Annotated in this window: 15 protein-coding genes; 10 read left to right on the top strand and 5 right to left on the bottom strand. The window is 68.0% G+C overall.

From position 1 onward, the window contains the following. Positions 1-200 precede the first annotated feature (200 nt). On the top strand, positions 201-1,085 hold the full coding sequence (locus tag U1H82_RS12270) for a bestrophin family protein (protein ID WP_322965233.1): 885 nt from the start codon (positions 201-203) through the stop codon (positions 1,083-1,085). Positions 1,086-1,223: 138 nt separating this feature from the next. Here the strand turns inward: U1H82_RS12270 and U1H82_RS12265 are convergent, their stop codons facing one another. Next, a complete protein-coding gene (locus U1H82_RS12265) occupies positions 1,224-2,645 on the bottom strand; it encodes a sigma-54-dependent transcriptional regulator (protein ID WP_322965232.1) in 1,422 nt (473 codons plus the stop codon). Positions 2,646-2,894: 249 nt separating this feature from the next. On the opposite strand from U1H82_RS12265, the gene U1H82_RS12260 reads away from it, so the two are divergent. The 6 genes from U1H82_RS12260 (at position 2,895) to U1H82_RS12235 (ending at position 7,576) form a co-directional block, all read left to right on the top strand. Beyond that, positions 2,895-3,041 (top strand): aa3-type cytochrome c oxidase subunit IV, encoded by a 147-nt coding sequence (locus tag U1H82_RS12260; protein ID WP_322965230.1) that lies wholly within the window; start codon positions 2,895-2,897, stop codon positions 3,039-3,041. Between the two features lie 10 nt (positions 3,042-3,051). Further along, positions 3,052-4,173 (top strand): NAD(P) transhydrogenase subunit alpha, encoded by a 1,122-nt coding sequence (locus U1H82_RS12255; RefSeq protein ID WP_322965395.1) that lies wholly within the window; start codon positions 3,052-3,054, stop codon positions 4,171-4,173. A gap of 129 nt (positions 4,174-4,302) precedes the next feature. Further along, the gene (locus tag U1H82_RS12250; protein ID WP_322965229.1) at positions 4,303-4,671 is read left to right on the top strand and encodes an endonuclease domain-containing protein; all 369 of its coding nucleotides are present in this window, start codon (positions 4,303-4,305) and stop codon (positions 4,669-4,671) included. A 1-nt stretch (position 4,672) separates the two neighbouring features. Beyond that, positions 4,673-4,972 carry a proton-translocating transhydrogenase family protein gene (locus U1H82_RS12245; protein WP_267432777.1) on the top strand — a complete coding sequence of 100 codons (300 nt, stop codon included), beginning with the start codon at positions 4,673-4,675 and terminating at the stop codon, positions 4,970-4,972. Positions 4,973-4,992: 20 nt separating this feature from the next. Beyond that, positions 4,993-6,510 (top strand): NAD(P)(+) transhydrogenase (Re/Si-specific) subunit beta, encoded by a 1,518-nt coding sequence (locus tag U1H82_RS12240; protein WP_322965394.1) that lies wholly within the window; start codon positions 4,993-4,995, stop codon positions 6,508-6,510. Positions 6,511-6,655: 145 nt separating this feature from the next. After that, complete coding sequence (locus tag U1H82_RS12235) at positions 6,656-7,576, top strand: winged helix DNA-binding protein (protein ID WP_322965228.1); 921 nt, start codon at positions 6,656-6,658, stop codon at positions 7,574-7,576. Position 7,577: 1 nt separating this feature from the next. On the opposite strand, the gene U1H82_RS12230 is transcribed toward U1H82_RS12235, so the two are convergent. Together U1H82_RS12230 and dapF are read right to left on the bottom strand one after the other, a co-directional pair. Next, positions 7,578-8,402, bottom strand: a complete 825-nt coding sequence (locus U1H82_RS12230) for an oxygenase MpaB family protein (protein ID WP_375339528.1) — start codon at positions 8,400-8,402, stop codon at positions 7,578-7,580. 53 nt (positions 8,403-8,455) lie between these two features. Beyond that, positions 8,456-9,394 (bottom strand): diaminopimelate epimerase, encoded by a 939-nt coding sequence (dapF, locus tag U1H82_RS12225; protein WP_322965226.1) that lies wholly within the window; start codon positions 9,392-9,394, stop codon positions 8,456-8,458. 149 nt (positions 9,395-9,543) lie between these two features. On the opposite strand from dapF, the gene U1H82_RS12220 reads away from it, so the two are divergent. The 3 genes from U1H82_RS12220 to U1H82_RS12210 all read left to right on the top strand — a co-directional run bounded on the left by U1H82_RS12220 (position 9,544) and on the right by U1H82_RS12210 (position 11,577). Continuing rightward, entirely contained in the window at positions 9,544-10,107 is a 564-nt protein-coding gene (locus U1H82_RS12220) for a helix-turn-helix domain-containing protein (RefSeq protein ID WP_322965224.1), read from the top strand. Then, a complete protein-coding gene (locus tag U1H82_RS12215; RefSeq protein ID WP_322965223.1) occupies positions 10,104-10,889 on the top strand; it encodes a glutaminyl-peptide cyclotransferase in 786 nt (261 codons plus the stop codon). Before U1H82_RS12220 ends, U1H82_RS12215 begins: the two co-directional genes overlap by 4 nt. Before the next feature lie 196 nt (positions 10,890-11,085). After that, positions 11,086-11,577, top strand: coding sequence for an Rrf2 family transcriptional regulator (locus U1H82_RS12210; RefSeq protein ID WP_322965222.1), 492 nt, complete (start codon positions 11,086-11,088; stop codon positions 11,575-11,577). Here U1H82_RS12210 and U1H82_RS12205 read toward each other — a convergent pair. Next, positions 11,515-12,726 carry a DUF1501 domain-containing protein gene (locus tag U1H82_RS12205; RefSeq protein WP_322965221.1) on the bottom strand — a complete coding sequence of 404 codons (1,212 nt, stop codon included), beginning with the start codon at positions 12,724-12,726 and terminating at the stop codon, positions 11,515-11,517. The two genes, U1H82_RS12210 and U1H82_RS12205, sit on opposite strands and share 63 nt — an antisense overlap. A gap of 9 nt (positions 12,727-12,735) precedes the next feature. Next, entirely contained in the window at positions 12,736-14,247 is a 1,512-nt protein-coding gene (locus tag U1H82_RS12200) for a DUF1800 domain-containing protein (protein WP_322965219.1), read from the bottom strand. Positions 14,248-14,495 lie beyond the last annotated feature (248 nt).

Genomic DNA, 14,495 nt, shown 5'->3' with positions numbered 1-14,495 from the left:
GCGGGAATGGTCGCGGAAAGAAACACTTGGCCGCCAATCGAGCGGCGGTGCACGGGCTGCGGGAATATGGCCTGTTCGTGACGTTTGGTTTCCGAACGCCGCAGCCCCTTCTCCCGCTGCACCGCGTCATTATTTCGGCCCCGCATCCATCGGCGTGCTTTCGCGTTGCAGCGCATCGTGGATGATGAGGGAGACCGAATTTGATCGTCGACGCCGTACCCCGCACCCGTATCATCATCGCCGAGGTGTGGCGGCCTTTGCTGGCGCTGTTCATCTGGGACGTGATCGTCACGGTCGCCTATTATGTCCTGCCGTTCAAGGCGCCTTCGCTGCCGCTGACCCTGTTCGGCACCGCGCTGGCGCTGTTCCTGGGGTTCCGCACCAATTCGGCCTATCAGCGCTGGTGGGAGGGGCGGCAGCTCTGGGGCCTGATGATCAACGCCTCACGCAATATCGCGCGTAGCACGCGCAACTTCCTGCCCGAGCCCGAGGCGCATGACCTGAAGCGCTCGATCGTGCTGCGCCAGATCGCCTATGTGAACGCGCTGCGCTGCCAGTTGCGCAAGCAGCCGGTCGACGGCGAAGTCCTGCGCTTCCTGTCGCACGGCGAGGCGGAGCCTGCGCTGGCGCGGACCAACACCGCCAACGGCCTGCTCGACGGCACCGGCCGCCGCATCGCCGACGCCCAGCGCAAGGGCTGGATCGACACCATCCAGCAGACCCAGATGGAATCGGTGCTGGTCGACATCGCCAATTCGCAGGGCGGCATGGAGCGGCTGAAGAACACGCCGCTGCCCAACCAGTATCGGTTCATCCCGGCCTTCTTCACCCGGCTGTTCTGCGTGCTGCTGCCGATCGGGCTGGTCGAGACGCTGGGCTTCGCGACGCCGGTCGGTTCGTCGATCGCAGGCCTGATGTTCCTGGCCGCGTTGCAGATCGGCGACGACCTGGTCGATCCCTTTTCCGATACGGTCCACGACCTGCCGCTGAGCGCCATGTGCCGGACGATTGAGATCGACCTGCTCCAGGCGATCGGCGACCCCGCGCCCGAACCGATGAAGCCGGTCGACGGGGTGTTGTGGTAAGCGGCTCTTACATTCCTCCCCTGCAAGGGGAGGTGGCAGGCCACCAGGCCTGACGGAGGGGTGTCGCCCTCTCGATAGCGGGACACCCCTCCACCAGCTTCGCTGGTCCCCCTCCCCTTACAGGGGAGGAAAATGCCCTTACGCCGCGTTGTCGATGCCCAGTTCGCCCAGCTTGCGATAGAGGGTCGAGCGGCCGATCCCCAGCCGTCGGGCGACTTCGGTCATGCGGCCGCGATAATGGCCGATCGCCAGGCGGATCACATCGGCCTCGATATCCTCCAGCGCGCGCAGATGGCCGTCGGGGCGGAACAGGCTGATCCCGCCATTGGCGCTGCCCGCCGAGACACCCGAGCTGACCGAAGGACGATCGCCCAGCGAGGCGATCTGCGGGAAATCGGCGGGGGTCAGCGCATCGCCCTCGCACAGCACGGCGGCGCGGAAGAGGGCGTTCTGCAACTGGCGGACATTGCCGGGCCAGTCGTATCGGCGCAGCAGGTCGAGTGCGTCGTCGGTGATGTCGAGGGCGCACAGGCCCGGTTGCTGTGCGATACGGCCCAGCAGATGGCGGGTCAGCGCGGGCACGTCGTCGGCGCGGTCGCGCAGCGGCGGCACCGCGACATGGACGACATTCAGCTTGTGATACAGGTCCTCGCGGAACCGCCCGGCCTCGACCGCCTCGATCAGCCGCCCGTCGCTGGCGGCGATGATACGGACATCGACATTGCGGGCATGGCGCGCGCCCAGCGGCACGATCGCGCCGGTTTGCAGCATGTCGAGCAGCCGCGCCTGCGTCTCGTTCGGCATGCCCGACACTTCGTCGAGGAACAGGGTGGACCCGTCCGCCTCGACCATCTTGCCGATGCGGCGCTCGAAGGCACCGGCAAAGGCCCCTTCCTCATGGCCGAAGATGATGCTGTCGAGCAGATTGGCGGCGGTGGTCGCGCAGTTGACCGGGATCATCGGCCGTTCGGCGCGGGGCGAGGCGGCGTGGATCGCCTTGGCCAGCGATTCCTTGCCGACGCCGCCCTCGCCCTCGATCAGGACGGCCGCGCGGGTGTGCGCCGCCTTGGACGCGATGGCCAGCGCGGCGCGGAAATCGGGGGCGTCGCCGACGATCTCGTCAAAGGCGAGAAGGGCGGGGATCTTTTCGGTCAGTGGGCGGAGTTCGCCGCTGCTTTGTCCTGCGACGCACGCCTCCAGCGCGGCGAGGAGGCGTTCGGGGGCCAGCGGCTTGACCAGGAAATCGGTCGCGCCCGCGCGAATCGCCGCCACCGCCTGTGCCACCGAGTCGTTGGCGGTCAGCATCAGGATGGGCAGTTCGGGGCGAAGCGCGTGACAGTCGGCGATCAGCGACGTGGCACCGTCGCCGGGTGCCCAATGGTCGATCAGCACGGCGTCGAGTTCACGTCCCTGCGCCGAACCCAGCACCGAGGCCGCCATATCGGCATCGGTGGCGAACAGCGTGCGCCAGCCGCCACGCTGCGCCAACGCCGCGATCAGACGTCGCTGCGCCGGTTCGTCATCGATCAACAGCAGCAAACGTTGGCCGTTGCGCGTCATAACTCGTCCCGTTGCCCCAATTGGCGGTTGTATAGCGCAACTTTATTAAAATCTGCGTTAAATCGGGACAATTTCTTTTACCTATTGCCGCCGCCCCGCACCGCCGCCGAAATTATCCCGGCGGGGCAGGAGGATGCGTGCATCGCTTCGCGTCGTTTCGGGGTTGATCCCTGGGCTTGGGTGAATAATCTCGGTGCCGGTTCATGCGGCGCGATCGACGGCGGCAGGCCGATAGCGGAGGTGAGGATCATGGCGGGCAACGACACCGGCATCAACGGCAACGCCGGCGGCATGAAGGCGCATGTCGCCACCTATGACCTGATGATCGGCCTGCTCAAATGGGGCGCGGTCGTCGCCGCCGTGCTGGTGGCCATCGTCCTCTGGCTGATCGCCTGATCCGGTGAGCCTGCGGATCGCCGTCCTTCGCGAAACCATGGCGGACGAGGCCCGCGTCGCCGCCACGCCGGAGACCGTAAAGAAGCTGACCGCGCTCGGCGCGACGCTGGCGGTCGAGCGGGGGGCGGGGCTGGCGGCCGGGATCGCCGACAGCGATTACGAACAGGCGGGCGCCCGGATCGCCGCGCGCGCCGACGCCGTGGCGGGGGCCGGGATCGTGCTGGCGGTGCAGGCACCCGAGCCTGCGACCCTGGCCGGGGCCGCGCCCGGTGCCTGGGTGGTCGCGGCCTTCGATCCGTTCCGTACGCGTGAGAGGGTGGCCGCCTATGCGGCGGCGGGGCTGGAGGCGCTGGCAATGGACTGGATGCCGCGCATCACCCGTGCCCAGTCGATGGACATATTGTCGTCCCAGTCGAATCTGGCGGGCTATAAGGCGGTGCTGGAGGCGGCGGGCGCCTATGGGCGGGCCTTTCCGATGATGATGACGGCGGCGGGCACGATTCCCGCCGCGCGCGTCTTCGTGATGGGGGTGGGCGTCGCGGGGCTTCAGGCGATCGCGACCGCCCGGCGGCTGGGGGCGCAGGTGTCGGCGACCGATGTGCGCTCTGCGACCCGCGAGCAGATCCAGTCGCTCGGCGCCAAGCCGATCTTTGTCGAGGGCGTGGCGGGGATCGAGGGCGAGGGTACGGGCGGCTATGCGGGCGAGACGAGCGAAGCCTATCGCACGGCGCAGGCCGAACTGGTCGCCGGGCATATCGCCAAGCAGGACATCGTCATCACCACCGCGCTGATCCCCGGCCGCCCCGCGCCGCGCCTGGTGACGGAGGCGCAGATCGCCACGATGCGGTCCGGCAGCGTCATCGTCGACCTGGCGGTGGAGGCGGGCGGCAATGTCGAGGGTGCGGTCGCGGGCGAGGTGGTGGAGCGGCACGGCGTGAAGATCATCGGCCACCGCAACATGCCCAGCCGGTTGGCCGCCGATGCCTCCGCGCTGTTCGCGCGCAATCTGCACAATTTCCTCGCCGCCTTCTGGGACAAGGACGCCGGGCGGCCGGTCCTCGATGCGGAGATCGGCGACGCGATCCGGCTGACCCAGGGCGGACAGGTGGTGAATTCGAGGTTGCAGTCGTGACCGTTATTCCTCCCCTGCAAGGGGAGGTGGCGCGCGCAGCGCGACGGAGGGGTGTCGGGCTATCGAGAGGGGGGACACCCCTCCGTCAGGCCTTCGGCCTGCCACCTCCCCTTGCAGGGGAGGAATTGAGTGTTGCAGGGCTATGAAGACGTTGGCGTTCGGGCGCGCGGCTTGCGGCAGGCGATGTCGCCGCCCGAGATCACGCTATGGCAAGCCCTGCGTCGTCGTCCAGGCGGTTTCAAGTTTCGACGCCAGCATCCGTCAGGCCCCTATATAGCCGACTTTTATTGCCACGAAGCGAGACTGGTCATCGAAGTCGATAGCGAAGCGCACGGCTATGGAGATCGGCCAGAGCGGGACGCTCTCCGGGATATGTGGTTCGCGGAGCGTGGTCTTATGACGCTCCGCATCGCGACCAACGATATTCAAAAAGACATCGAAGGTGTGACCAGACATATCCTAACCACCGCCGCCAGCCGTCATTCCGGGGAGGAGTAACATGGACTTCATAGCGATCCTGTCGATCTTCGTGCTGGCGTGTTTCGTCGGCTATTATGTCGTCTGGTCGGTGACGCCGGCGCTGCACACGCCGTTGATGGCGGTGACCAATGCCATTTCCTCGGTCATCATCGTCGGTGCGCTGATCGCGTCGGCGGCGACATCGGGGGCGACGGGGTCGGGGGTCGCCAAGTGGCTGGGTCTGGGCGCGGTGGTGCTGGCCAGCATCAATATCTTCGGCGGCTTTGCGGTAACGCAGCGGATGCTCGCCATGTACCGCAAGAAGGAGAAGCGCTCGTGATCGCGCCCGTGCCGCCCGCGCTGTCCACCGGGCCGCTCGCCCCGGCGGTCGAAGCCGTTGCCGCGAACCCCTGGGTCTCGCTCGCCTATCTGGTGGCGGGGGTGTGCTTTATCCTGGCGTTGCGCGGGCTGTCGAGCCCGACGACCAGCCAGCGGGGCAATCGCTTCGGCATGATCGGCATGGGCATCGCGGTCGTCACGACGCTGGTGACGCATGTGCCCCTACGAGCCGACGCACTGCCAGTGGGGAATCCCCATGATCTGATGATCGACTGGACCGCCGCCTTCGAAATCCTCGCCGCCATCGGCCTGGGTGCCTTGATCGGCATCACCACCGCCCGCCGCATCGCGATGACCGCGATGCCGCAACTGGTCGCCGCTTTCCATTCGCTCGTCGGCCTCGCCGCCGTGGCGGTCGCCTGCGCCGCCTTCCTGAACCCGGTCGCCTTCGACATCGCCGATATGGTGGTGCCGATGATCGGCCAGCCCTTTGCCAGCATCCACGTGGTCAGCCGGGTCGAAATGGCGCTGGGCGTCGCGATCGGTGCGATCACCTTTTCGGGATCGGTCATCGCCTTCCTGAAGCTCAACGGCAATATGGGCGGCAAGCCGATCCTGCTGCCCGGCCGCCATGCGTTGAACCTGGGTATCCTCGGCGCGATCGTCATCCTGGTCGCGATGTTCACGCGGGATCAGGCGCCCTGGATCTTCTGGACGATCACCATCCTGTCCTTCGTGATCGGCTTCCTGCTGATCGTGCCCATCGGCGGCGCGGACATGCCGGTCGTGGTGTCGATGCTGAACAGCTATTCGGGCTGGGCGGCCGCCGCGATGGGCTTCACGCTCCACAACAGCGCGATGATCATCACCGGCGCGCTGGTCGGTTCGTCGGGCGCGATCCTGTCCTACATCATGTGCCGGGCGATGAACCGCAGCTTCATCAGCGTGATCGCGGGCGGCTTCGGTGCGAGCGATGCGGGCGGCGGCGCTGGCGGTGCGGCGATCGATCGCCCGTGGAAGCGCGGCAGCGCGGAGGATGCGGCCTTCCTGATGAGCCAGGCCGAACAGGTCGTGATCGTCCCCGGCTATGGCATGGCGGTGGCGCAGGCGCAGCATGTCCTGCGCGAGATGGGCGACCTGCTGAAGAAGGAAGGGGTGCGCGTCAAATACGCCATCCACCCGGTCGCGGGGCGGATGCCGGGCCATATGAACGTCCTGCTGGCCGAAGCGAACGTGCCCTATGACGAGGTGTTCGAGCTGGAGGACATCAACGCCGAATTCGCACAGACCGACGTCGCCTTCGTCATCGGGGCCAACGACGTGACCAATCCGGCGGCCAAGACCGACAGATCCTCGCCCATCTACGGCATGCCGGTACTGGATGTGGAAAAGGCCAAGACGGTGCTGTTCATCAAGCGGTCGATGGGCGGCGTCGGCTATGCGGGTGTCGATAACGAGCTATTTTATCGCGACAACACCATGATGCTGCTGGCGGACGCCAAGAAGATGGTCGAAGAGATCGTCAAGGCACTCGGCTGAGTGTCCGATTCGGACTGACGTCGACTCCCGGACGTCGGTCGGGTCGTATCGGTGGCATGGGCGAAGGAGCGGGGGCTCCGCGCCTGTCCGACCCTTGCGGCCAGGACGATGGAGCAGCCCGCATGGCGGGCTGCGGGGGAGCGGCATGGACGATCAGGATCTATACGGCACCGGCTTTGCGGTCGTGGTGATCGGCGTACCCGCGCTGGCCATGGCGGCGGGCGACATGGTGCGGCAGGCGGGCGGCCGGGTGCTGCGCACGGTCGACTGGTCGGCGGTGGCGGAGGAGATCGGGCAACAGGCGGGACGGCCGCTCCTGCTGGTCGACACGCACGGCGCAGAGGCCGCGACGATGGAGATCGCGCTCGCCCGGATCGATGCCGTGGCGACCGCGCTCGACCTGCCCATCGTGGTCAGCCTGGCGACCGCCGATATCGATCTGGTCGCCGCGATGCTGCTGGGGCCGCGCGTCGCGATGCTGTGCGATGCGAGCCCGTTGGAGCTGGTCGCCGCGCTGGCGATTGCGGGCGCGAACAATGGCGGCGCGACCATGCTGCATGCGCATGTCCGCGAGGGCGAGTCCGAACGCCTGCGCAAGCTGAATGCCGAGGTGGCACGCATTGCCGAGGCGCTGACCCGGCTGTCGGTACAGGAGGATGAGGATTTGCGCGGCGGCGTCAGCGATCGGCATCAGAGTTTCCACGCCGCCCCACCGCGCCCGCAGCCGGGCGATGCCGAACTGGTCCGCCGCATGATCCGCGCCCGGCGGCTGCGCGACGGCTTTTTCGGCGGCGGCCTGTTCGAGGAACCCGCCTGGGACATGCTGCTCGACCTCTATGCCGCGCAACTGGAGGGGACGCGCGTATCGGTGTCGAGCCTGTGCATCGCCGCCGCCGTCGCGCCGACCACCGCGCTGCGCTGGATCGGCAAGATGACCGAGGCGGGGCTGTTCGCACGCCAGCCCGATCCTGCCGATCGCCGCCGCGCCTTCATGGTGCTGACCGACGCCGCATTGGAGGGGATGCGCGGCTATCTGAACGCGATCCGGCGGTTGGAAAGACCATAGCCTATCCCGCCAGCGCCCAGCGGATCGCACCGCCCAACCGCCGTGTGCCCGCCCGGATCGCGGGGCGGACCGCGCCATAGCCGTCCAGTCCATGCAGTCGCGCCGCCCAGTCGGGCAGCAGCGCGATCCCCGCCTGGGTCAGCCAGCTGCCGATCGGGGCAAGCGCGGGGCTGGGCGCGGGCTGGTTGAGAAGGGTGCGCGCCACCGCCCGCGTGCGGGCATCGACGCGCAGTTCGGGGCGGATCGAATCCAGGAAACGCGCCAGTTGCTGCCGGTTCTCGGGCACATGCTCGGCCCCCAACCGCCGGGCGATCGTCGCCATCTCCGCCAGATAGCGGTCGGCTTCCGCATCCGGGAAATCGGAATCGCGATAGGTGCGGTGCGCGCGCAGGAAACTGTCGACCTCGGCGGCATGGACGAAGGTCAGCAGGTGCGGATCGTTCGCGCTATAGGGCGTTCCGTCGGCCAGGGTGCCGCCGATCCGGTCGTGCACCGCCCGCACGCGCGCGATCATCCGCTCGGCCGCGTCGGTCGCGCCGTAAGTGGTGACCGAGATGAACCCCGCCGTGCGCCGCAGCCGCCCGGCCATGTCGCGGCGGAAATCGCTATGATCCCAGACCCCGGCCAGCGCGGCGGGGTGGAGCATCTGGACGAGCAGCGAGGCGATGCCGCCCGCCATCATCGCGGTGAAGTCGCCATGCACCGTCCAGGTCGCCGATCCCGGCCCGAACAGCCCGTCATCGCCCGGCGGCCGGGTCAGGTCGAGCTGACGACTGCCGACCACGTCGCGTATCTGGTCGGCAATCTGGCGGCGGACGGGAAGCATGGGACGAGAACGCACCGGCACAGGCTTGCGTTGCGTCGGCGATCGATGGCCGGTCAGCCCCGCTTGGCGGCGTCCCAGGCGGCGATTTCGTCCGCGAAGTGCCGATCGATCACCAGATCGCGCGCCGTCTCGCTCGCCAGATCGACCTCGACCGAGCCCGCCCATTCATAGGTGGCGTTGCCCGACAGCGTGACCATGCCGTCCTCGCCCGCAAAGGCACGGACCAGCCCGCCGCGATTGAACACGACGGTCGGCCTATCCCAGGCGATCCGCCCGGTCAGGCAGGCGGCATAGGTGGAGGCGGCCATCGCGCTGCCGCAACTGTCGGTCAGGCCGACCCCGCGCTCGAAGGTGCGCACGAACAGCGAATCCCCTCGCATCGCGACGAAGGACACATTGGCGCGGTTGGGCAGCCATGCGGGCGCGGCCTCGCACACTGCGCCCAGCCGGATCAGTTCGTCCTCGTCCACCGTCGTCTCGACGAAATGGACGAGATGCGGATTGGGCATGGTGACTGCGGTGAAGCGCCGCTCGGCATCCAGCATCGGCAGCACCGCATCGACCAGCGTCTCGGGCGCGCCATGGATCGGCCAGGCGGCGGTCGACAGTCCGGCGGGCCCGGCGGTCTCGCGCACCGTATAGACGCCCGGCGCCAGATCGGCATCGCGCACCGCATCGGCGTACGAGGTCTTCAGCCGCACGGTCGCCGCCTCGATCCCTAGCGCCTCGAACCCCGCCCGCGCGACGCAGCGCACGCCGTTGAGGCAGGTCTCGGCCTCGCTGCCGTCGCTGTTGCGCATCACCATGCCGAACGCCGCGCGCGCGTCGCCCGGCACCAGCAGGAGCAGCCCGTCACCGCCCACCGGGCCGCGCCGGTCGGCCAGCGCCCGTGCGACCCCGGCCCAGACGTCGGCGTCCAGCGACAGCGCGCGCGCATCGATCATCGGGAAGTCGTTGCCCGACCCATGGCATTTGACGATCGCGAACCGCATGCTGGGGCTATCTCCGCCATCCGAAAAGACGCGCCCGTCTAGCCCAGCCGGCGGCGCTTCGCCAGCGGGCGGCCACGGGACTTGCCAAGCCCGACCGGCTGTAGGACATCGGGCGATCAACCGATATAAAAGCAAGGGGTGGGGGAGCGATGATCACCGCGATCCGCGAGGTGCGCCGGGCCAAGGGGATGACGCTGGACGATGTCGCGCGCGCCTGCTCACCCCCCACCACGCCGCAGACGATCGGGCGGCTGGAAATGGGGACGCGCACCGTCTCGCTGCCCTGGCTGAACCGGATCGCCGCCGCCTTGGGCTGCACCCCCGCCGATCTCGTCACCCTGCCGATCCGCGAGACATTGCCGGTCGCGGCCCTGCTCGGCCCGCGCGGGGCGGTGGCGCCGCGCAGTGCGCGCTCGGTATCGCCCCCTTGCGCGACGCCGGGCATGCTGGCGGTGACGGTCAGCGGCGCGGTCGGCGATTACCGCGCGGGCGATGAGCTCTGGTGCGAGCCGCTCGCCCCGGATAGATTCGCCGATGCCATGAATCGCGATATCCTCGTGCCCCGCGCCGCCGGTGGCTATGTCTTTGCCCGGCTGGCGGGCGTGATGCCGGACGCGCTGCACCTGTTGCCGCTGGAGCCGGGTGCGGCGGGCGTGACGATCGCCGCACCCGCCTGGATCGCGCGGGTGGCACGGCTGGTGCGCACGCTATGATCCGCGCGATTCTGTCGCTGGCCTTCGCGCTGGCGCTGCCCGCCGCCGCGCAACAGGCGGTGCCGTCCGCACCGACGCCGCCGCCGGTCGAAAAGCCCGAGCTGGTCCGCGCGTTCCCGCATGACCCCACCGCCTTTACCGAGGGGCTGTTGATCGCCGACGGCAATCTGTACGAAAGCACCGGACGCGAGGGTGAGAGTGTCATCCGCCAGGTCGATCTGACGACCGGCAAGACGCTGCGCCACGCCACCGTGCCTGACGGGCTGTTCGGCGAGGGCATCGTCGCCTGGGGCCCCGAACTGCGCAGCGTCACCTGGCATGGCGGACGCGGTTTCCGCTGGAGCCGCCCTGCGCTCAAGCGCACCGGCGAGTGGCGCTATGAGGGCGAAGGCTGGGCGATGACCGATGACGGGCATCATATCATCCTGTCGGACGGGACGCCGCGTCTGCGCTTCCTCGACCCCGCGACGATGAAGGTCGTGCGCACCTTGGACGTGACGGTCAATGGACGGCCGCTCAAGAACCTGAACGAGCTGGAATATATCGACGGGCAAATCTGGGCCAATGTCTGGATGACGCCCTATATCGTACGGATCGATCCGGCGACCGGCGTCGTCGCGGGCGTCGTCGACCTGAGCGACCTGGTGGCGCGCGAGGGGCTGACCGACCGGGATTCGGTCGCCAACGGCATCGCCTATGACCGGGTGAAGCACCGTATCTTCGTCACCGGCAAGAACTGGCCCGAACTGTTCGAAATCCGGCTGCCCAAGGCGGCGCGCTGATTCCGGTCCCTCGCGGTTCCCGCGGATCGTCAAGGCTTGGATACGGCGGCGGACTTGCGCGTTAACATCGTATATTGCCTCGATTATAACATGGATTATAGCGGATGACGCCGTCATGATCCGATCGTGAGGGGATGCCGCAATCACGGCCCGCTGGGTCGGGTGTGCGGAACAGGTGGATAAGGAGCGCAGTTTCTTGCCGACGAGTACTCGTTTTGTCGTGTCGTTGCACATGCTGGCGCTGATGGCGGAGCATGGCGACACGCCGCTGCGCTCCGAGGATATCGCGGTCAGCGTCAATTCCAACGCGGCGGTGGTGCGCGCGCTGCTGCTGCGTCTGGCGGCGGCGGGGCTGACCCGGTCGCAACTGGGCAATCGCGGTGGCGCGATGCTGGCCAAGCCCTCCTCCGACATCCGGCTGGTCGATGTGTACCAGGCGGTCGAGGACCGGAACTTCTTCGCCTTTCACCGCCAGCCGCCCGAGGGCGACGGGATGATCGACCGGCACATCACCGCCAGCCTGGAGACGATGCTGACCCCGGTGCGCGAGGCGCTGGAGAACAAGCTCGCCGGGCTGACGCTCGACGACGTGCTGGAGGATATCCGCGCGCGCGCCGGGATCGAATCAGACGAGTTTCAGATCGACCGGACGGGTGTCGGGAAAGAGCGTCGCCAGGCGGTCGCCTGACAGGCCGAACTGCCGCTGGACCAGCCCGCCGATCAGCGTGCGGTAATCGGTCAGCACCGGCAGGTCGCGATTCTGGTTGAGCGTGGCGGCGGACAGGGCGACCTGCTCGCCCGCCATGCGCCCGCCCGACACGCCGCCGCCCATCACCCAATAGATGCTGCCATGGCCATGGTCGGTGCCCCGGTCGCCATTTTCGCGGAAGGTGCGGCCGAACTCCGACACGACGACGACCGTCGTGTTTCGCCAGGCGTCGGGCCCGATCGCCTGCGCAAAGCCGGCCAGGCCGCGTCCCAGATCGCCGATCCGGTCGGCGAGATAGCCGGTCGCACCGCCCTGGTTCACATGGGTATCCCAGCCGCCGACATCGACGAATGCCAGGTTGAACCGGTCGCGCATCAGCGTGCCGATCCGCTGCGCCGATAGCGCAAAGCCCTTGGCCGAAACGGCGCCCCGGCTGGCGGCCTTCATCTCCTGATCCAGCGTCTTGTATACGGTGTCGCGTACATTGAACCCCTCGCTGACCGAGCGGGCGAGGTCGGGATGCCCGGCATACATGCTCTGGATCAGTGCGGCTTGGCGCTGGTCGATCGGCTTGCCGACATTGGCGAGCGCGAGATTGGGGATGGGGTCCTCGCCGCCGCGAAAGCACAGCGGCAACTGGTCGGTAAAGGCGATCGGCTTGTCGCCCGTGCCGAGAATGTCCGCCAGCCGCGCCATGAAGCCAGAGCCATAGTCGCGGTGGCCGCCGACCGGCTGGCCCAGCTCGATCGTGTCCTGAGTCTCGAAATGGCTGCGGCTCATATCGTCGGTGCCCGCAAAGGGGACGAAGGCGATCTGCTTGGCCTGCCAGAGCGGCAGGATCGAGTCCTTCAACGCCGGGTGCAGCGCCCAGTCGGCGTCGAGCGGCAGCGGGGCGTTCGGGTTCGCCGGATCGGGCTTGGGCAGCGCGATGGTCGGGCGCGACTGGCGGTAGAAGTCGCTGGCGCTGGGCACTACGATGTTCACCGCGTCATAGGCCCCGCGCAGGAACACGACGAGCAAGCGGCTGCCCGCCTGCGGCGCGGCAAAGGCGCGGCCCGCCATCACCATGGGGGCCATGGCGGCGGCGCCCAGCAACAGGTCGCGGCGGTGGATATGGGGAATCCTCATGCGATCCTCCTATCGGTGCATGAATTCGGGCGAGGAGAAATAGAGCGCGTTCCACTCCGCCGGGGACCGCGCCTGGGCGAGCGCGGCAAGCGTGGGCTTACCCAACGACGGCATCCGAGCGGCAAGGATCGGCGAATCCTTCAACACCGGCACCTGGGCGGGCGGGGGCGGCGTGCCCGGCGCGGCGTCCACGGGCTGGAACAGCCGGGCCGCGCCGTTCCCGATTTGCCGCGCGATATCGAACCGCGTCGCCATCTGCCCCGGCGCGACCCAAGCCACGCTCGACAGGTCATAGCCGTCGGGCGTCTCGTGATCGTACAGCCCTTCGCCCATCTGGCGAATCCAGCCGACGACCGGCTGGGCATTGGTGACCATTCGGTCGCCATAGGCCAGCCGCACCGCCGACAGTGTATAGCCGACCGGGTCCTTGAACCCACTGCCCAGCGAGCCGGAAAATTCGCGCGAACGGATCATCGTCTTCAGCACCGCCGCGATGTCGCCATGCGTCCGGCGGAAGGTCGCCGCCATCCGATCGACCAGCGCGGGCGGCGGCGTGTCGCCCATGAAATAGGTCGCCAGTTTCAGCGAGACGTGATGCGCGGTCGCCGGGCTGTCGGCGATCAGGTCCAGTGCCTGCTCGACCTCGGCAAAGCCCGACCCCTTGATCTCGTGGCCCAGGAAATGCTTGGTGCCGAAATCGTGGCGCGCCGGGTTGAACTCGAACAGTCCGGCACGGAGATAAAGCGGCTGGAGTTCGGGTTTCAGCTTGGGCGCATCGGGTTTCTGGTTGACCCCGACCCCGGTCAGGATACGCGCCAGCTCCTGCACGTCCTGCTGGCTATAGCCCGAGCCGACGCCCATGGAGTGCAGCTCCATGATCTCGCGCGCATAATTCTCGTTGATCTTGCCCCTGGCGTTCTGGTCGTTGTCCAGATAGCGCAGCATCGCCGGGTGGCGCAGCGTCGCCTCCAGCAGGTCGCGATAGCGGCCCAGCGCATGGGCGCGGATCGTCTCTTCATAATCGCCGACCATCGCGCGAATGTCGCGCTTGCCCGCCTGGACGTTGAAATGGTTGAACCAGAACCAGGTCATCCGCTCGCGCAGCTGGTCGGGGGAATAGAGCGCGCGCAGGACGAAGCGTCGCCGCGCCTCGTCGGCCAGCCCGTTCATCGCTTTCTGATAGGCTTCGCGCGCGGCCTTTTTCTGGTCGGGGTCGGTGATCGCCTTCAGGTCGCGCTGCATGGCGTCGGTTTCGACGACAAGCGCGGCGACCGGCTCGCGGGTGATGCGCATGGCATCGATCTGTGCCTGGACGGCAGGGGGCAGGGGATCGGGCCGGTCGTCGAGTTGATGGCGCAGCCAGGCATCGCTGCCCGGTGCGGGACCGGTCGCAGGCGCGGCGGACGGCCCCCAGCCTAGCCGTTCCGCCCAGGCCGCGTCACGGGCTGCATCGGCGGCATAGGCCGGGACCGAGGCCATCAGCGCCGATGTCAGTAGCAGCCAGGAAGCGATCCGCGCCATGCCTCGCTCTCCATGTCGGCCTGCCGCCAACGGATTGGGCGCAGGCTTCTTCGGACAATAATGTCGCGGATGGCGGCTGAACACCGGCTTGCCCGGACATGAAAAGCGCGTCAGCGGACGGCCATGAGGGCGTGAAATTCCTCCCCTGTAAGGGGAGGTGGCAGGCCGTTAGGCCTGACGGAGGGGTGTCCCGCTCTCGAGGGGGGACACCCCTCCACCAGCTTCGCTGGTCCCCCTCCCCTTACAGG

It is taken from the genome of Sphingomonas fuzhouensis (genome assembly GCF_034659795.1).
GTDB classification, from domain to species: Bacteria; Pseudomonadota; Alphaproteobacteria; order Sphingomonadales; family Sphingomonadaceae; genus Sphingomonas; species Sphingomonas fuzhouensis.
This window is presented reverse-complemented; position numbering and strand designations above follow the sequence as displayed.

Bases quoted from the DNA above. Each gene is read 5' to 3' on its own strand.
- U1H82_RS12260 (WP_322965230.1), top strand. From the start codon at position 2,895: ATGGCGGGCAACGACACCGGCATCAACGGCAACGCCGGCGGCATGAAG.
- U1H82_RS12265 (WP_322965232.1), bottom strand. From the start codon at position 2,645: ATGACGCGCAACGGCCAACGTTTGCTGCTGTTGATCGATGACGAACCG.
- U1H82_RS12205 (WP_322965221.1), bottom strand. From the start codon at position 12,726: ATGAGGATTCCCCATATCCACCGCCGCGACCTGTTGCTGGGCGCCGCC.
- U1H82_RS12245 (WP_267432777.1), top strand. From the start codon at position 4,673: ATGGACTTCATAGCGATCCTGTCGATCTTCGTGCTGGCGTGTTTCGTC.
- U1H82_RS12200 (WP_322965219.1), bottom strand. From the start codon at position 14,247: ATGGCGCGGATCGCTTCCTGGCTGCTACTGACATCGGCGCTGATGGCC.
- dapF (WP_322965226.1), bottom strand. From the start codon at position 9,394: ATGCGGTTCGCGATCGTCAAATGCCATGGGTCGGGCAACGACTTCCCG.
- U1H82_RS12235 (WP_322965228.1), top strand. From the start codon at position 6,656: ATGGACGATCAGGATCTATACGGCACCGGCTTTGCGGTCGTGGTGATC.
- U1H82_RS12230 (WP_375339528.1), bottom strand. From the start codon at position 8,402: ATGCTTCCCGTCCGCCGCCAGATTGCCGACCAGATACGCGACGTGGTC.
- U1H82_RS12215 (WP_322965223.1), top strand. From the start codon at position 10,104: ATGATCCGCGCGATTCTGTCGCTGGCCTTCGCGCTGGCGCTGCCCGCC.
- U1H82_RS12220 (WP_322965224.1), top strand. From the start codon at position 9,544: ATGATCACCGCGATCCGCGAGGTGCGCCGGGCCAAGGGGATGACGCTG.